15 protein-coding genes are annotated in these 12,808 nt (G+C 38.2%); 5 read left to right on the top strand and 10 right to left on the bottom strand.

The window, feature by feature from the left end; all coding sequences use genetic code 11:
- Positions 1 to 42: 42 nt before the first annotated feature.
- Positions 43 to 522: an SsrA-binding protein SmpB gene (gene smpB, locus A4G16_RS05200; RefSeq protein WP_027074427.1), complete on the top strand. Its 480-nt coding sequence runs from the start codon at positions 43 to 45 to the stop codon at positions 520 to 522.
- 65 nt (positions 523 to 587) lie between these two features.
- The gene (gene serS / locus A4G16_RS05205; protein ID WP_165888989.1) at positions 588 to 1,895 is read left to right on the top strand and encodes a serine--tRNA ligase; all 1,308 of its coding nucleotides are present in this window, start codon (positions 588 to 590) and stop codon (positions 1,893 to 1,895) included.
- A gap of 26 nt (positions 1,896 to 1,921) precedes the next feature.
- Here serS and A4G16_RS05210 read toward each other — a convergent pair whose 3' ends face one another.
- The 3 genes from A4G16_RS05210 to A4G16_RS05220 are packed head-to-tail and all read right to left on the bottom strand — an operon-like array spanning position 1,922 to position 3,569.
- Positions 1,922 to 3,013 carry a hypothetical protein gene (locus A4G16_RS05210; protein WP_165888990.1) on the bottom strand — a complete coding sequence of 364 codons (1,092 nt, stop codon included), beginning with the start codon at positions 3,011 to 3,013 and terminating at the stop codon, positions 1,922 to 1,924.
- A 24-nt stretch (positions 3,014 to 3,037) separates the two neighbouring features.
- Entirely contained in the window at positions 3,038 to 3,316 is a 279-nt protein-coding gene (locus tag A4G16_RS05215) for a BrnA antitoxin family protein (protein WP_165888991.1), read from the bottom strand.
- The gene (locus tag A4G16_RS05220; protein WP_165888992.1) at positions 3,285 to 3,569 is read right to left on the bottom strand and encodes a BrnT family toxin; all 285 of its coding nucleotides are present in this window, start codon (positions 3,567 to 3,569) and stop codon (positions 3,285 to 3,287) included. The genes A4G16_RS05215 and A4G16_RS05220 overlap by 32 nt, the downstream gene beginning before the upstream one ends.
- A gap of 248 nt (positions 3,570 to 3,817) precedes the next feature.
- On the opposite strand from A4G16_RS05220, the gene leuS reads away from it, so the two are divergent.
- The 3 genes from leuS to holA are packed head-to-tail and all read left to right on the top strand — an operon-like array spanning position 3,818 to position 8,019.
- On the top strand, positions 3,818 to 6,403 hold the full coding sequence (gene leuS, locus A4G16_RS05225) for a leucine--tRNA ligase (protein WP_165888993.1): 2,586 nt from the start codon (positions 3,818 to 3,820) through the stop codon (positions 6,401 to 6,403).
- 53 nt (positions 6,404 to 6,456) lie between these two features.
- Positions 6,457 to 6,951: an LPS assembly lipoprotein LptE gene (gene lptE / locus A4G16_RS05230; protein ID WP_165888994.1), complete on the top strand. Its 495-nt coding sequence runs from the start codon at positions 6,457 to 6,459 to the stop codon at positions 6,949 to 6,951.
- Positions 6,952 to 6,993: 42 nt separating this feature from the next.
- On the top strand, positions 6,994 to 8,019 hold the full coding sequence (gene holA / locus A4G16_RS05235) for a DNA polymerase III subunit delta (protein ID WP_165888995.1): 1,026 nt from the start codon (positions 6,994 to 6,996) through the stop codon (positions 8,017 to 8,019).
- 1 nt (position 8,020) lies between these two features.
- On the opposite strand, the gene yacG is transcribed toward holA, so the two are convergent.
- Genes yacG through A4G16_RS05270 form a run of 7 tightly spaced genes read right to left on the bottom strand, consistent with a single transcriptional unit; the run spans position 8,021 to position 12,789 of the window.
- A complete protein-coding gene (gene yacG / locus A4G16_RS05240) occupies positions 8,021 to 8,206 on the bottom strand; it encodes a DNA gyrase inhibitor YacG (RefSeq protein WP_165888996.1) in 186 nt (61 codons plus the stop codon).
- Complete coding sequence (gene coaE, locus A4G16_RS05245) at positions 8,191 to 8,826, bottom strand: dephospho-CoA kinase (RefSeq protein WP_165888997.1); 636 nt, start codon at positions 8,824 to 8,826, stop codon at positions 8,191 to 8,193. The genes yacG and coaE overlap by 16 nt, the downstream gene beginning before the upstream one ends.
- Before the next feature lie 8 nt (positions 8,827 to 8,834).
- The gene (locus A4G16_RS05250; RefSeq protein ID WP_165888998.1) at positions 8,835 to 9,146 is read right to left on the bottom strand and encodes a helix-turn-helix domain-containing protein; all 312 of its coding nucleotides are present in this window, start codon (positions 9,144 to 9,146) and stop codon (positions 8,835 to 8,837) included.
- A complete protein-coding gene (locus tag A4G16_RS05255; protein ID WP_165888999.1) occupies positions 9,147 to 9,524 on the bottom strand; it encodes a type II toxin-antitoxin system RelE/ParE family toxin in 378 nt (125 codons plus the stop codon).
- A gap of 42 nt (positions 9,525 to 9,566) precedes the next feature.
- Positions 9,567 to 10,202: a prepilin peptidase gene (locus A4G16_RS05260; protein WP_165889000.1), complete on the bottom strand. Its 636-nt coding sequence runs from the start codon at positions 10,200 to 10,202 to the stop codon at positions 9,567 to 9,569.
- A 3-nt stretch (positions 10,203 to 10,205) separates the two neighbouring features.
- Complete coding sequence (locus tag A4G16_RS05265) at positions 10,206 to 11,402, bottom strand: type II secretion system F family protein (RefSeq protein ID WP_165889001.1); 1,197 nt, start codon at positions 11,400 to 11,402, stop codon at positions 10,206 to 10,208.
- Complete coding sequence (locus A4G16_RS05270; RefSeq protein WP_165889002.1) at positions 11,395 to 12,789, bottom strand: GspE/PulE family protein; 1,395 nt, start codon at positions 12,787 to 12,789, stop codon at positions 11,395 to 11,397. The genes A4G16_RS05265 and A4G16_RS05270 overlap by 8 nt, the downstream gene beginning before the upstream one ends.
- Positions 12,790 to 12,808: the final 19 nt, after the last annotated feature.

Below are 12,808 nucleotides of genomic sequence, written 5' to 3' on the forward strand. Positions count from 1 at the left end.
TGAGGTAAAATCTAAAGAATTTTTCTGACAATTTTAAAGATTATGGCAAAAAAACCAAAAGTAGCATCCAATACGATTGCGCTAAATAAGCGTGCCAGACACGAATATTTTATTGAAGATGAAATTGAAGCAGGGCTTGAACTACAAGGCTGGGAAGTTAAAGCGATACGTGCAGGTAAAGTGAATATCGGCGATAGCTATGTCATTTTCCGCAACGGAGAAGCTTTTTTATTCGGGGCGATGATTACACCACTGAATATGGCATCTACCCATATTGTTTCAGATCCAACCCGTACCCGCAAACTGTTGCTCAATAAACGCGAGTTAGACTCCCTATTCGGTAAAGTAAACCGTGAAGGCTATACCATAGTTGCAACATCAATGTATTGGAAAAATGCCTGGGTGAAAGTTAAAATCGGTTTAGCTAAAGGTAAAAAATTGCACGATAAACGCGAGGATATTAAAGACCGCGAATGGCAAGTTGCTAAACAACGTATTATGAAAAATGCAAATCGTGGGTAAATACCCTTCTTCCCTTTGTGGAAGAGTGTAAATAAAACCCAATTTTCTAAATTAAGGAACATAAAATGATCGACCAAAATCTGCTCCGTACAAACCTAGAAGAAGTTGCCCAAACTCTCAAAATTAAACGTAACTTTATTTTAGATGTAGAACGCGTAAAAACTCTTGAAGAACAACGTAAAACCTTGCAAGTGAAAACCGAAACCTTGCAGGCAGAACGTAATGCTCGTTCGAAAAATATCGGTGCGGCAAAAGCACGTGGTGAAGATATTTCAGCCCTATTAGCCGAAGTAGATTCAATGGGTAGTGAGTTAGATAGTGCCAAAGCTGAATTAGACAAAGTACAAAATGAAATCCGCGATTTGCTTTTATCTGTACCAAACTTACCGGCAGAGGAAGTGCCAATCGGCAAAGATGATAGCGAAAACTTAGAAGTTGCCCGCTGGGGTGAGCCTCGTCAATTTGATTTTGAAGTGAAAGATCACGTGGCTTTAGGCGAAAACTTAGACGGATTAGACTTTGCAGCCGGCGTAAAATTAACCGCAAGCCGTTTTGTGGTAATGAAAGGCAAATTAGCCCGTTTACACCGCGCCTTATCACAATTTATGTTAGATCTACACACCGAACAACACGGCTATGTAGAAACTAACGTACCATTCTTAGTGAACCACGATACCCTTTATGGCACTGGTCAGTTACCGAAATTTGGTGAAGATTTATTCCACACGCAGCCATTGATGGGACAAGATCCAAACGAAGTACAACGCCCATTCGGCTTAATTCCAACGGCAGAAGTACCGGTAACGAACTTAGTGCGTGATGAAATCATTGATGAAGACACATTGCCACTACGCTACACCGCCCACACACCGTGCTTCCGAGCAGAAGCCGGTTCTTACGGACGTGATACGCGTGGTTTAATCCGTATGCACCAATTTGAAAAAGTGGAACTGGTGCAAATTGTAGCTCCTGAAAAATCAATGGAAGCCTTAGAAGAATTAACCGGCCACGCTGAAAAAGTGTTACAACTTTTAGGCTTACCATACCGCAAAATGCTACTCTGCTCTGGTGATATGGGATTCGGAGCAGCTAAAACCTACGATTTAGAAGTTTGGTTACCGGCGCAAAACACTTACCGCGAAATTTCTTCTTGCTCAAATATGTGGGATTTTCAAGCCCGCCGAATGTCTGCCCGCAGTAAAGCGAAAGGTGACAAGAAAACTCGTTTAGTACATACCTTAAACGGTTCAGGTTTAGCGGTAGGTCGTACACTTGTGGCAGTTTTAGAAAACTACCAAAATGCTGATGGATCAATTACTGTGCCAGAGGTGTTAAGACCTTATATGGGTGGAACTGAGATTATCACAGTCTAGTCTGTTATACTACATAGAAGCCAATCTTAATCAGGTTGGCTTCTAACTGTTAAATTCCGAAAATATTTTTCCAATGCATCATCCAATTGAGAAATTGATTCTGTGATATTTTCAATTTTTATATCAAATTGACTATCAGATAAATATTTTCTATCATTTAACACATTTGAAGATAAATTATCAACTTCCTTCCAATAAGAAAATTCTAGTAACTCTTTTTCTCTTACAGATTCTATAATATATCCAAACCCATTTATGCTTTGGACGGGCTTTATATCATTAGCTATAATATAGAGTTTATCATCATTAGTTGCTAGCCAATGTTCACAAATAGTATATCCATTCAAAATAACCTCTCTTTCATCAGTCCCAAAACAAATACTTCTTATCCAATATGTATCCATTGCAGAATTAAGACAGGCAGCTCTGATTGAATTTAATGAATTCCTTTCTTTCACAAAATTTTTTCTTATTCTTTTTCGTCTTTCCTTTATTTCACTTGATAAAGTATGAATTACTGATTTATCATTAATTTCCCAAAAGGCATATTTTGCCAATTCTAATTCAAAAGCTGACACCATATCTAAATAATGGATAACCCCATATAAATAATGCCTGAATTTATCTAAACCAGATTGTCCCGAGTTATACTTATAGATATACTGTATTAATAAATATGGTAAATAAAAACATCCTAATGCTTTTTGTGTATCTACAGGAAGATCTCTAAATATTATTTTTTCTTCCTCAACATTAAATAGTTTATTCGTTGCATTAGGATCGTCAACATAACTAGGAATAAATTTTTTACAAAATAAGTTATAAGCCTCTCTCGCTCTAGAGATATAACAGCCAGGCATTTCATTTATACCTAAAGCAGAAATTAATATATTTGGACACTCGGTAAGTATCTTATATAAAGGATATAGCCCTAATTTCTTAATATCTTCAACAGTAGAATTTTTATCTAACCTTTCCATTCTTTGGATCGTACAATTATCCAAATTGATTTGAATCGCTTCTTTTAGCCTATTTTTATACTTAGCATACCATATTAAATAGTCTAAATTATCACTAGATAATATTGGACTATAAACTCTTACATTATTAACATTCATAATGTATCTCCTACTTTTCTTAATTCAATGCTGAGCAATATAATCTTCCAACACCTTATTCATTCTACTTTGCCAGCCTTTACCTGTCGCCTTAAAAGCGTCAATAACGTTTGATGAATAACGAATCGTTACACTCACTTTTTTGCTTTGACTTAAAGGTCTGCCCCTTTTCTTGGCTTGGGATTGTAGCACCAAGGATTGAAGTTGTTCTGGCATTTGTTGGAATGCCAAAGCATTATCAATATCTGCCTGTGTCCATTCCGGATTTTCATTATCTATTATCTGATTGTCTGTTTTTTTCATAAATTATAATCTCTCTTGAATTGGCTTTTCTAAAACTGATCACCCTAACAGCACCATTCCTTAAACAAAATACTAATGCGTAAAGTCGATTTTCAATTAGTCCTAAAGCTTGATACCTGATTTCACTGTATTCATTGCGTAAATCTTGTTTAATAAATGCAGTATCAAATTCAAAATTCTGCACCAGTGAGAAAGGAAGCCCTCTTTCTAAGGTATTTTTTATACTTTTTTGCTCATCATATTCCAATTTCATTTGCGATGAACCTCATCAGTTATAACATCATCACTCAATCAAATCAACACTTTTTGTAGTTACAATATATATTAGAATATAATAATCAAAGTTCTAGATTTTCTCATTTACCATTTAATATTTTTCGAAGCAGATCGCAAAAATCTGCAAAAAACCGTGCAAATTAGACCGCTTGCCATTCAAAAAAGCCCTGTTTTGCGGTATCATCACAGCAATTTTTTAACTAATTCAAAGCAAGGTTAGATTTTATGCAACAACAATACAACCCAAGTGAAATTGAACCGAAAGTTCAGCACTATTGGGCAGAAAATAAAGTTTTTAAAGCGGTCAAAGACGTTACCAAAGAGAAATATTATTGCCTGTCAATGTTGCCTTATCCATCAGGCAAATTACATATGGGGCACGTGCGTAACTATACCATTGGCGATGTGGTTTCACGCTACCAGCGTATGATCGGCAAAAACGTACTTCAACCAATGGGTTGGGATGCGTTCGGTTTACCGGCAGAAGGAGCTGCTGTGAAAAACAATACCGCACCGGCAAAATGGACGTATGAAAATATCGAATATATGAAAGGTCAGCTCAAAATGTTGGGCTTTTCTTACGATTGGGATCGTGAAGTGACCACTTGCCGTCCTGAATACTATAAGTGGGAACAATGGTTCTTCACCGAGCTTTATAAAAAAGGTTTAGTGTATAAAAAAACCTCAACGGTAAACTGGTGTCCGAACGATGAAACCGTGCTTGCGAACGAACAAGTACACGAAGGCTGTTGCTGGCGTTGTGATACCCCTGTAGAACAGCGTGAAATTCCACAATGGTTTATCAAAATTACCGACTATGCAGAAGAATTATTAAATTGCTTAGATAACTTACCACAATGGCCGGATCAAGTTAAAACCATGCAACGTAACTGGATCGGGCGTTCAGAAGGGGTGGAAATCACCTTTAAAATCGCAGGTTCAAACGCAACATTGCCTGTTTATACCACTCGACCAGATACGTTCTTTGGCGTGAGTTATGTAGCGGTAGCAGCTGCTCACCCATTAGCAGAATTAGCGGCAGAAAATAACCCTGCCCTTGCGGAATTTATCCGTGAGGCAAAAAACACCAAAGTGGCAGAAGCAGAATTAGCCACAATGGAGAAAAAAGGCATGGCGACAGGCTTGTTTGCTATCCATCCATTAACAGGCAAAGAAGTGCCGGTTTGGGTTGCTAACTTTGTATTAATGCACTACGGAACAGGTGCAGTAATGGCTGTACCTGCTCACGATGAACGTGACTTTGAGTTCGCACAAAAATACTATTTGCAAATTAATCAGGTAATTCAACCGCTTGATGGCTCAGAATGGGACTTCAGCAAAGCGGCCTATACTGAACACGGTAAATTAGTGAATTCTGCTGAATTTGACGGTTTAGAATTTGATGCTGCATTCAATGCGATTGCCGATAAATTAGAGTCTATGGGCGTGGGCAAACGCCAAGTGAATTTCCGTCTGCGTGACTGGGGTGTTTCTCGCCAACGTTATTGGGGAGCTCCAATTCCAATGATGACAACCGAAGAGGGGGAAGTCGTCACCGTTCCACTTCAAGATTTACCAGTAATTCTGCCTGAAGATGTGGTAATGGACGGCGTAAAAAGCCCAATTAAGGCTGATCCACAATGGGCAAAAACCAGTTATAACGGCAAACCTGCTCTGCGTGAAACGGATACTTTCGATACCTTTATGGAATCGTCTTGGTATTATGCACGCTACACTTGCCCGCAATATCATGAAGGAATGTTAGATGCTGACGAAGCAAACTACTGGTTGCCGGTGGATCAATATATTGGCGGTATCGAACACGCTACAATGCACTTGCTCTACTTCCGATTCTTCCACAAATTATTGCGTGATGCAGGTATTTTAAATTCTGACGAACCGGCAACCAAGCTGCTTTGTCAAGGTATGGTACTTGCCGATGCGTTCTACTACACCAGCCCAACTAACGAGCGTATTTGGGTCAGCCCAACACAAGTGACTTTAGAGCGTGATGAGAAAGGTAGAATCATTAAAGCAACCGATCCTGAAGGGCGTGAATTGGTTCACAGCGGTATGACCAAAATGTCGAAATCGAAAAATAACGGTATCGACCCACAAGAGATGGTGGAAAAATATGGTGCAGACACCGTTCGCTTATTTATGATGTTCGCATCGCCTGCAGAAATGACGCTTGAATGGCAAGAGTCTGGTGTGGAAGGTGCTAAACGTTTCTTAGGTCGTGTGTGGAATTTAGTGTATGAATATGCACAAAATCCGGCAACTGTTGGCTTAGATGTGAATGCATTAACCAAAACACAAAAAGAGCTACGCCGTGATGTGCATAAAACCATTGCTAAAGTGTCTGATGACATTGGGCGCCGCCAAACATTCAACACAGCTATTGCTGCCGTGATGGAATTAATGAACAAGCTAACTAAAGCACCTCTTGAATCAGATCAAGATAAAGCTGTGATGGCAGAAGCTTTAAGTGCGGTTGTGCGTATGCTCTACCCAATCACACCGCATATTTGTTTTGAATTATGGCAAGCGCTTGGTAATGAAAAAACCATTGACTTCGCCCCTTGGGTTCAAGCGGATGAGGCGGCAATGGTAGAAGATGAAAAACTCGTTGTAGTACAAGTAAACGGTAAAGTACGCGGTAAAATTACCGTCTCTGCTACTGCAACCGAAGATGAAGTCAAAGCAATCGCAAAAGCCGATGCGAATGTGGCGAAATTCTTAGACGGTCAAGAAATTGTCAAAGAAATCTACATTCCATTTAAAATGTTAAGCTTTGCGGTTAAAGCATAATAAATCTCCTCTCCCCCTCTTTGATTCAAGAGGGGGAATATAAGGAAACACCTATGATTAAAAAACTCTCTATTGTTTTTGTCCTTACATTAACTGCCTGCGGATGGCATTTCAAAAATAATGAAGTGTTACCTGAATCACTCAGAACACTGACATTTGAAAGTGCCGACCCGCATAGCGAAATGTCTCGTATTTTGCGCACGCAGCTCCAACTCAGTGATGTGAAATTAGTGCCAAGTAATGCCAACATTACAAAGCTACGTCTTGTTTCAACATCAACAGACAGCAAAGTGGTTTCTGTGTTTAAACAAGCTCGTGAAGCGGAAAAAATCCTGACTCTAAATGTCGAAGCCATTGCGGATATTCCAAATAAAGGGCAATATCCATTAGAAGTTTCTGTACATCGTACATTCTTTGATGATTCTCGTGCCGCGTTGGCAAAATCAGCAGAAAAAGAGATGATTATGAAAGATATGTATGAACAAGCCTCTCGCCAATTGATTATCAAAATGGCGAGCTTAAAAAAAGCACTTTCACAAGCGAAATAACTTATCCCCTCTTCAAAAAAGAGGGGTTATTTAGAGCCTATCATGCAAAAGATCTTCCCGGAAACTATTCAACTCACACTAGAGAAAGGATTACAGCCTTTTTATTTACTTACAGGCAGTGATCTTCTTTTAGTTAATGAATCAAAAGACCTCATCATACAATCCGCACGCTCTCAAGGGTTTGATGAAAAACAAGAAGTTAACATTAATAATGAAACTAACTGGGAAGCTCTTTTTGAATCAGCCCAATCTATCGGGCTATTTTTTACACGTCAAATCATCGTATTTAATTTCCCGGAATCTCCTACTTCCACACAATTTAAACAACTTGCGGAGTTCTGTGCTTTAAGCCATAGTGATCTAATTTTGATCATTCATTTGCCTAAATTTTCCAAAACAATGGAAAAACAAGCTTGGTTTAACCAAATTGAGCCACAGTTAATACAGATAAACTGCCAAACACCAGAAATAGGGAAATTACCTCAATGGCTCTCTAACCGCTCAAAAGCAATGAATTTAAGCCTCGAAAATGAAGCGAATCAACTCCTTTGCTACAGCTACGAGGGGAACTTACTAGCCTTAAAGCAAGCATTGCAACTACTTCAATTACGCTTTCCAGATGGGAAAATTAACCTCAACCGCGCTCAAGAAATTGTTGAACACTCAGCACAATTCACCCCATTTCAATGGATAGATGCTTTATTTGAAGGAAAAATCGGAAGAGCTCAACGCATCTTGCAACATCTACAAAATGAAGATGTGCAAGCAGTAGTTTTATTAAGAATTGTGCAAAAAGAGCTAATGATTTTACTTGAAATCACACGCTCTCCAGCACCAATAAACGCAAGCAATCAGCCGTTATTTAGTGGTAATTTACGCCAAGAATTTGACCGCTTGAAAATTTGGCAAAACCGCCGCCCTTTCTACACTCAAGTTGTCCAACGCTTAAGCTATAAAAAACTTTATGCTCTTATCCAACAATTAGCTGAACTTGAGCGTAAAGTAAAACAAGAATTTAGTGATGAAATTTGGCAAGAATTAGCCCGTTTTTCTGCTAACTTCGCTTAGCCTAATAACGTTCTAATTCCTCACTAAATACCTCATCTTCAACACTGGCAATAGTGTGTTTTTCCGCTGCCCAATCGCCCAAATCAATGAGTTGGCAACGCTCACTACAAAACGGGCGGTATTTACTCTCTCTATTCCACACAACTGCTTTTTCACAAGTTGGGCAATTTACTATTGTTTCTGACATTGTGGTTCCTTATTTTTAGCGAATTCTAAATATTGCTGATGCAATGCTTCCACCTGTTGCTGAATTTTTACTAAGCCTTGTTCAAGTGGTTCATTATTTTCAATAATATCATCAGCATAGCTTAATCGTTCTTCGCGACTAACTTGGGCTGCGATAATTTTTTGAATGGTCTCTATTTTGTTTTGATCTCGCTTAGCTGCTCGTTCTAACTGAATTTCAGGCAGAACATCGACTACTAAAATGCGGTCGCAAAATTCGGTGAGCTTGTTTTCAATTAAAAGTGGAACCACCCAAATCACATAACAAGCGGTTGATTCTGCCAATTTTTTTACCATTTCTTCACGAATGGCCGGGTGGAGTAAATTATTCAACCACGTTTTTTCTGCTTCATTATTAAACACAATTTGGCGAAGTGCAGTGCGGTTTAGCTCTTTTTCAGTGGTTAAAATCTGTTGACCAAAATGCTCTGCAATTTTTGCCAATAAAGGTGAGCCTTTTTCCACTACTTGACGAGCGATAATATCCGCATCAATAATTTCCACACCTAGCTCGGCAAAGAGATTAGAAACTGTGGTTTTACCGCTGCCGATTCCGCCGGTTAGCCCTACAACATAGCTCATAAGATTCCTTAAATTCTGAAAATACGGCTGTTACCTGTCGGCATTTGCACCGCAAGACTTAGCTTGCCACCCATCGCTTCCACATAACGCTTTAAGGTAGAGAGTTTAATATCATTACCTCTCTGTTCCATCTGAACAACTGCCGGCTGTGAAACACCCAATGCCTTCGCCAGCTCTTTTTGAGAAATTTCCAGATCTTCACGCAGCATAGAAAGCCCAGCTTCTAAAATCAGTTCTTCCGCCATTCGATGTATTTCATCTTGCTGATCCTGTGGTAGCTCAGCAATTACTTCATCTAATGTTCTTAGTTTATTAGCCATTTATTCCTCCAAACTAGCTAAATAATTTTTAAATTCCTTATCCGCTAATTTAAGCATTTTTTCATAAAATAATTTGTCATTACTTTTATCCCCAGCACAGAGTACTATTGCTTTTCTGAGTGGATCAAAAGCAAAGAAAGCTCTTATAACTTTTCCCTGATACTGTACACGCAATTCCTTCATATTTTTATAATTAGATCCTTTTATATGATCTGCGTAAGGTCTAGCAAGATACGGGCCAAAAAGCCTCAATCTCTCCAAAGCCGACAATATACAATTTTTCGTACCTTTGTCTTGCTCACATAACCAAAAATAGAAGCAATCGGTAACTAATAACTCCCATTTGAAAGTAGGATCGTCTAAGTTAAGCTCTTTCATAAATTATAACACCCTCAATTTTATAAGCCATAAATTATATTTTCAAGTTAAATATACAATCACCGTTGCAACACTGATAAAGGGAATAAAAGGCAGTTTTTCAAGTTTTTTCTTATGCCATCGCCAATAAAGCCCATAAGTAAAAATTCCAAACAGGCTTGCAATTAACATCAGCAACAGCATTTTTTCCGACTCAAACAGGGGAGATAACGCACATAACAGTAGCATATCACCTGAACCGAAAGTTTCTTTTTTAAACATAATTTGTGAAAAAATGGTGATAAAGATGCAAAATAAGAGGGTAAAAAGCAGGGTTTCATTATGAAAGTTAGTTAGCGTTTCCACCAAAACCAGTAGGAAGATCAAAATAATCGCGCGCAGATCGGCAAGGTAATAGCAGATATCCAGTAGCGATAGAAAACAAAGCGAAATAAAAATGCCAGCAACCATCGGGCTTTCGGAAAATAAAGTTATCAACGGAAAAAGCCCAAAAAAGAGATTCTCCCATTGGCTTTGTTGGGGCTTAAGTTGCGACTCCGCCAAAAAATGTTGTTCTGAAAAATCAAGATTAATTAATGAGACCATATCTTGATAAATCTGTTTATTGGTTCGAATCGCAAATTTGCGTATTTCAGCCTTCAGCCAAAATGCCGCAAAAATTGAGCACAATATCAACATACTCTACTCCATGAGATTACCCATATCAAAAATTGGTAGATACAGCCCGATAATAATAGTGCCGACAATCACTCCCATAATTAACATCAGCACAGGCTCTAACAATTGGGAGAGAATGTCTATTTGGTAATCTAGTTTATGCTGATAAATCTCGCTAATATGCTCGCCCATTTTTGCCAAATTACCGCTTTTCTCACCAATATCTATCATTTGCACCAAATCCGAGCCAAACACTGTTGGATTTATGCCTTCTGAAAATCGATAACCTTGCTTTAATAAATCCAGCATAAATTGAACTTCATATTGTAAAATTGGATCATCACTCTTTTCAGATAAAAATGAATTTAATGCCATTTCCAACGGAATATGAGCATTGAGCATCAGAGCAAGGTTTTGGCTGAAAAATATAATGCGGGAATGTGCAATAATCTTGCTAAATATAGGCATAGCAGACAGTAATCGCATTTTTAGTAGCCCCCAGAATTTAAGTTTATTTGCAAAAAACAGGAAAAAAATAACCGCTAGTAGCAGCAGAACCAGTAAACTTATTTTATGTTCTAGCAAAAAACGGGAAAGCCCAAATAGCACATCTGTAATAAAAGGTAAGCTTTTTGCCTTTGAGCCGTAAAGCTCGGCAAATTGTGGAACAATAAACACCAATAAACCGATAGAAAGTGCGAGTGAAATCACCAACACAATTACAGGATAAAATAAAATTTTCTTCACTTTTTTCGCAAGCCTTTCTGATTTCATTCGACTTTTAGCTAAATTTGTCAAAATTATACTTAGCTTCCCACTCTGCTCCCCCATTCTTATCAATTGGATTTCTTGGTTCGTAATAAATTTATCTAACTTTTGTAGCGATTGGGAAAAAGTATAGCCATGTTCAATGAATTGAATTAACTCAGCCAGCCATTGATAAAGCCGGATATTATGGCAATTTTGTAAAATCATAGATAACGCTTGTTTAAGCGGAATAGCGGAATTAACCAATAAAGCAAGTTGCGATAAAAACTGACTTACATCTTCCTTTTTTGGATTTTGCGACAGCACAAAATTACGACTGATACGAATTTGATGATATCCCTTAGCAATCAGGTAATTTTCTAACGCTATCCGACTATCTGCCAGTTGCTTGCCGTAACGTTTTTGCTGAAAACGATCAACGGCTTTCCAGTGGTATTCATAAATTTTAAGCATTCCCCAATACCCTTAAAATTTCAGCTTGATTGGTCTTTCCTGCTGCTAATTTCTCCTTTGCACTTTCCTGCAAACTTTCGAAATCTAAACAAGCGGTCATTTTTTCAAAATTTTTTGCCGTTCGACTAAACAGTTGGTAAACGCCAATTCTGCCTTTATATCCTTGATAACAATGTTCACAGCCCGCTCCACAACATTTCACACAAAGTCGTCGTAATAAACGTTGTGCCACCACTAACAAAAGTGAATTTTTTAATTCATACTCTTTTATGCCTAACTGCAATAAACGTTCAAAGGCTGAAGGAGCATCATTGGTATGTAAGGTTGAAAGCACTAAATGCCCAGTTTGTGCCGCTCTAAGAGCAATTTCTGCACTCTCCTCATCGCGAATTTCTCCTAGCATAATGACATCCGGATCTTGTCGGAGAAATGTGCGTAAAAGCTGGCTAAAATCCAGCTCAATCCCACGGTTAACTTGGGTCTGAATAACCCCCTCGATTTCAATTTCAATCGGATCTTCTGCTGTTAAAATATGCTTTTCATTACTGTTTAAATATCTCAAAGCACTATAAAGCGTGATACTTTTACCGCTCCCCGTTGGGCCGGTAACTAAAATTAAACCTTGTGGCTGCTGTAATGCGTTCAGTAAGGTGTTTTTTTGGCTTTCGCTAAAACCGAGATCCAGAAAATCAAAATGAGTAGGTTTATTTTTCTGTAATCTGAGGACGATTTTTTCACCCCAATGGGTAGGTAGTGTGGAAACACGAAAATCTAAGGTTTCCGCCAACTGTGTTTTAAAATGAAATTGTCCGTCTTGTGGCAGTCGACTTTCACTGATATCTAGTTTTGCCAATAATTTAATACGTGAAATAATGCGGCTGGATAAACTTTGTGAAAAAGTCTTATACAGATGCAAAACCCCATCAATACGCAACCTCACACGTAATTTCTCTTTTTGTGGCTCTAAATGAATATCTGAGGCATTTTTCCGTAAACAGAATTTAAAAAGGGCATCTAAAATTTGGATGATCGGGTCATGAATATCGTGTTGCTCATTTTCATTTAAGCTGTAATATTCCGCTTTTCCCTCATACATTTCTCTGTGTTGTATATTCTGCTCAGGAGAAAGAGCATTAAGTAAAAATTTTAATTCATCAGAGGAAATCAAAACAGGTTCAATTTGTTTATGTGCAATAAAAGCAAAGATCTCACAAGCGCTAAGATTTTGCATATCATCAATTGCCAGCCATAATATATTTTCATCTTCCTGCAAAGGCACAGCTAAATATCGCAATAAAATTTGCTTATCATTGCAATTTTTCTGCCATTGTTCTGCCGAGATTTCAAATAACACTTGGCTATTTAAATCGGTTACAACATATTCCATCTCAATTTCCTCAATGATT

Source organism: Mannheimia granulomatis (assembly GCF_011455695.1).
In the GTDB taxonomy this organism is placed as follows: Bacteria; Pseudomonadota; Gammaproteobacteria; order Enterobacterales; family Pasteurellaceae; genus Mannheimia; species Mannheimia granulomatis_A.

Excerpts from the sequence above, each read along its gene's own strand:
- smpB (WP_027074427.1), top strand. The coding sequence starts at position 43 with ATGGCAAAAAAACCAAAAGTAGCATCCAATACGATTGCGCTAAATAAG.
- serS (WP_165888989.1), top strand. The coding sequence starts at position 588 with ATGATCGACCAAAATCTGCTCCGTACAAACCTAGAAGAAGTTGCCCAA.
- A4G16_RS05210 (WP_165888990.1), bottom strand. The coding sequence starts at position 3,013 with ATGAATGTTAATAATGTAAGAGTTTATAGTCCAATATTATCTAGTGAT.
- A4G16_RS05215 (WP_165888991.1), bottom strand. The coding sequence starts at position 3,316 with ATGAAAAAAACAGACAATCAGATAATAGATAATGAAAATCCGGAATGG.
- A4G16_RS05220 (WP_165888992.1), bottom strand. The coding sequence starts at position 3,569 with ATGAAATTGGAATATGATGAGCAAAAAAGTATAAAAAATACCTTAGAA.
- leuS (WP_165888993.1), top strand. The coding sequence starts at position 3,818 with ATGCAACAACAATACAACCCAAGTGAAATTGAACCGAAAGTTCAGCAC.
- lptE (WP_165888994.1), top strand. The coding sequence starts at position 6,457 with ATGATTAAAAAACTCTCTATTGTTTTTGTCCTTACATTAACTGCCTGC.
- holA (WP_165888995.1), top strand. The coding sequence starts at position 6,994 with ATGCAAAAGATCTTCCCGGAAACTATTCAACTCACACTAGAGAAAGGA.
- yacG (WP_165888996.1), bottom strand. The coding sequence starts at position 8,206 with ATGTCAGAAACAATAGTAAATTGCCCAACTTGTGAAAAAGCAGTTGTG.
- coaE (WP_165888997.1), bottom strand. The coding sequence starts at position 8,826 with ATGAGCTATGTTGTAGGGCTAACCGGCGGAATCGGCAGCGGTAAAACC.
- A4G16_RS05250 (WP_165888998.1), bottom strand. The coding sequence starts at position 9,146 with ATGGCTAATAAACTAAGAACATTAGATGAAGTAATTGCTGAGCTACCA.
- A4G16_RS05255 (WP_165888999.1), bottom strand. The coding sequence starts at position 9,524 with ATGAAAGAGCTTAACTTAGACGATCCTACTTTCAAATGGGAGTTATTA.
- A4G16_RS05260 (WP_165889000.1), bottom strand. The coding sequence starts at position 10,202 with ATGTTGATATTGTGCTCAATTTTTGCGGCATTTTGGCTGAAGGCTGAA.
- A4G16_RS05265 (WP_165889001.1), bottom strand. The coding sequence starts at position 11,402 with ATGCTTAAAATTTATGAATACCACTGGAAAGCCGTTGATCGTTTTCAG.
- A4G16_RS05270 (WP_165889002.1), bottom strand. The coding sequence starts at position 12,789 with ATGGAATATGTTGTAACCGATTTAAATAGCCAAGTGTTATTTGAAATC.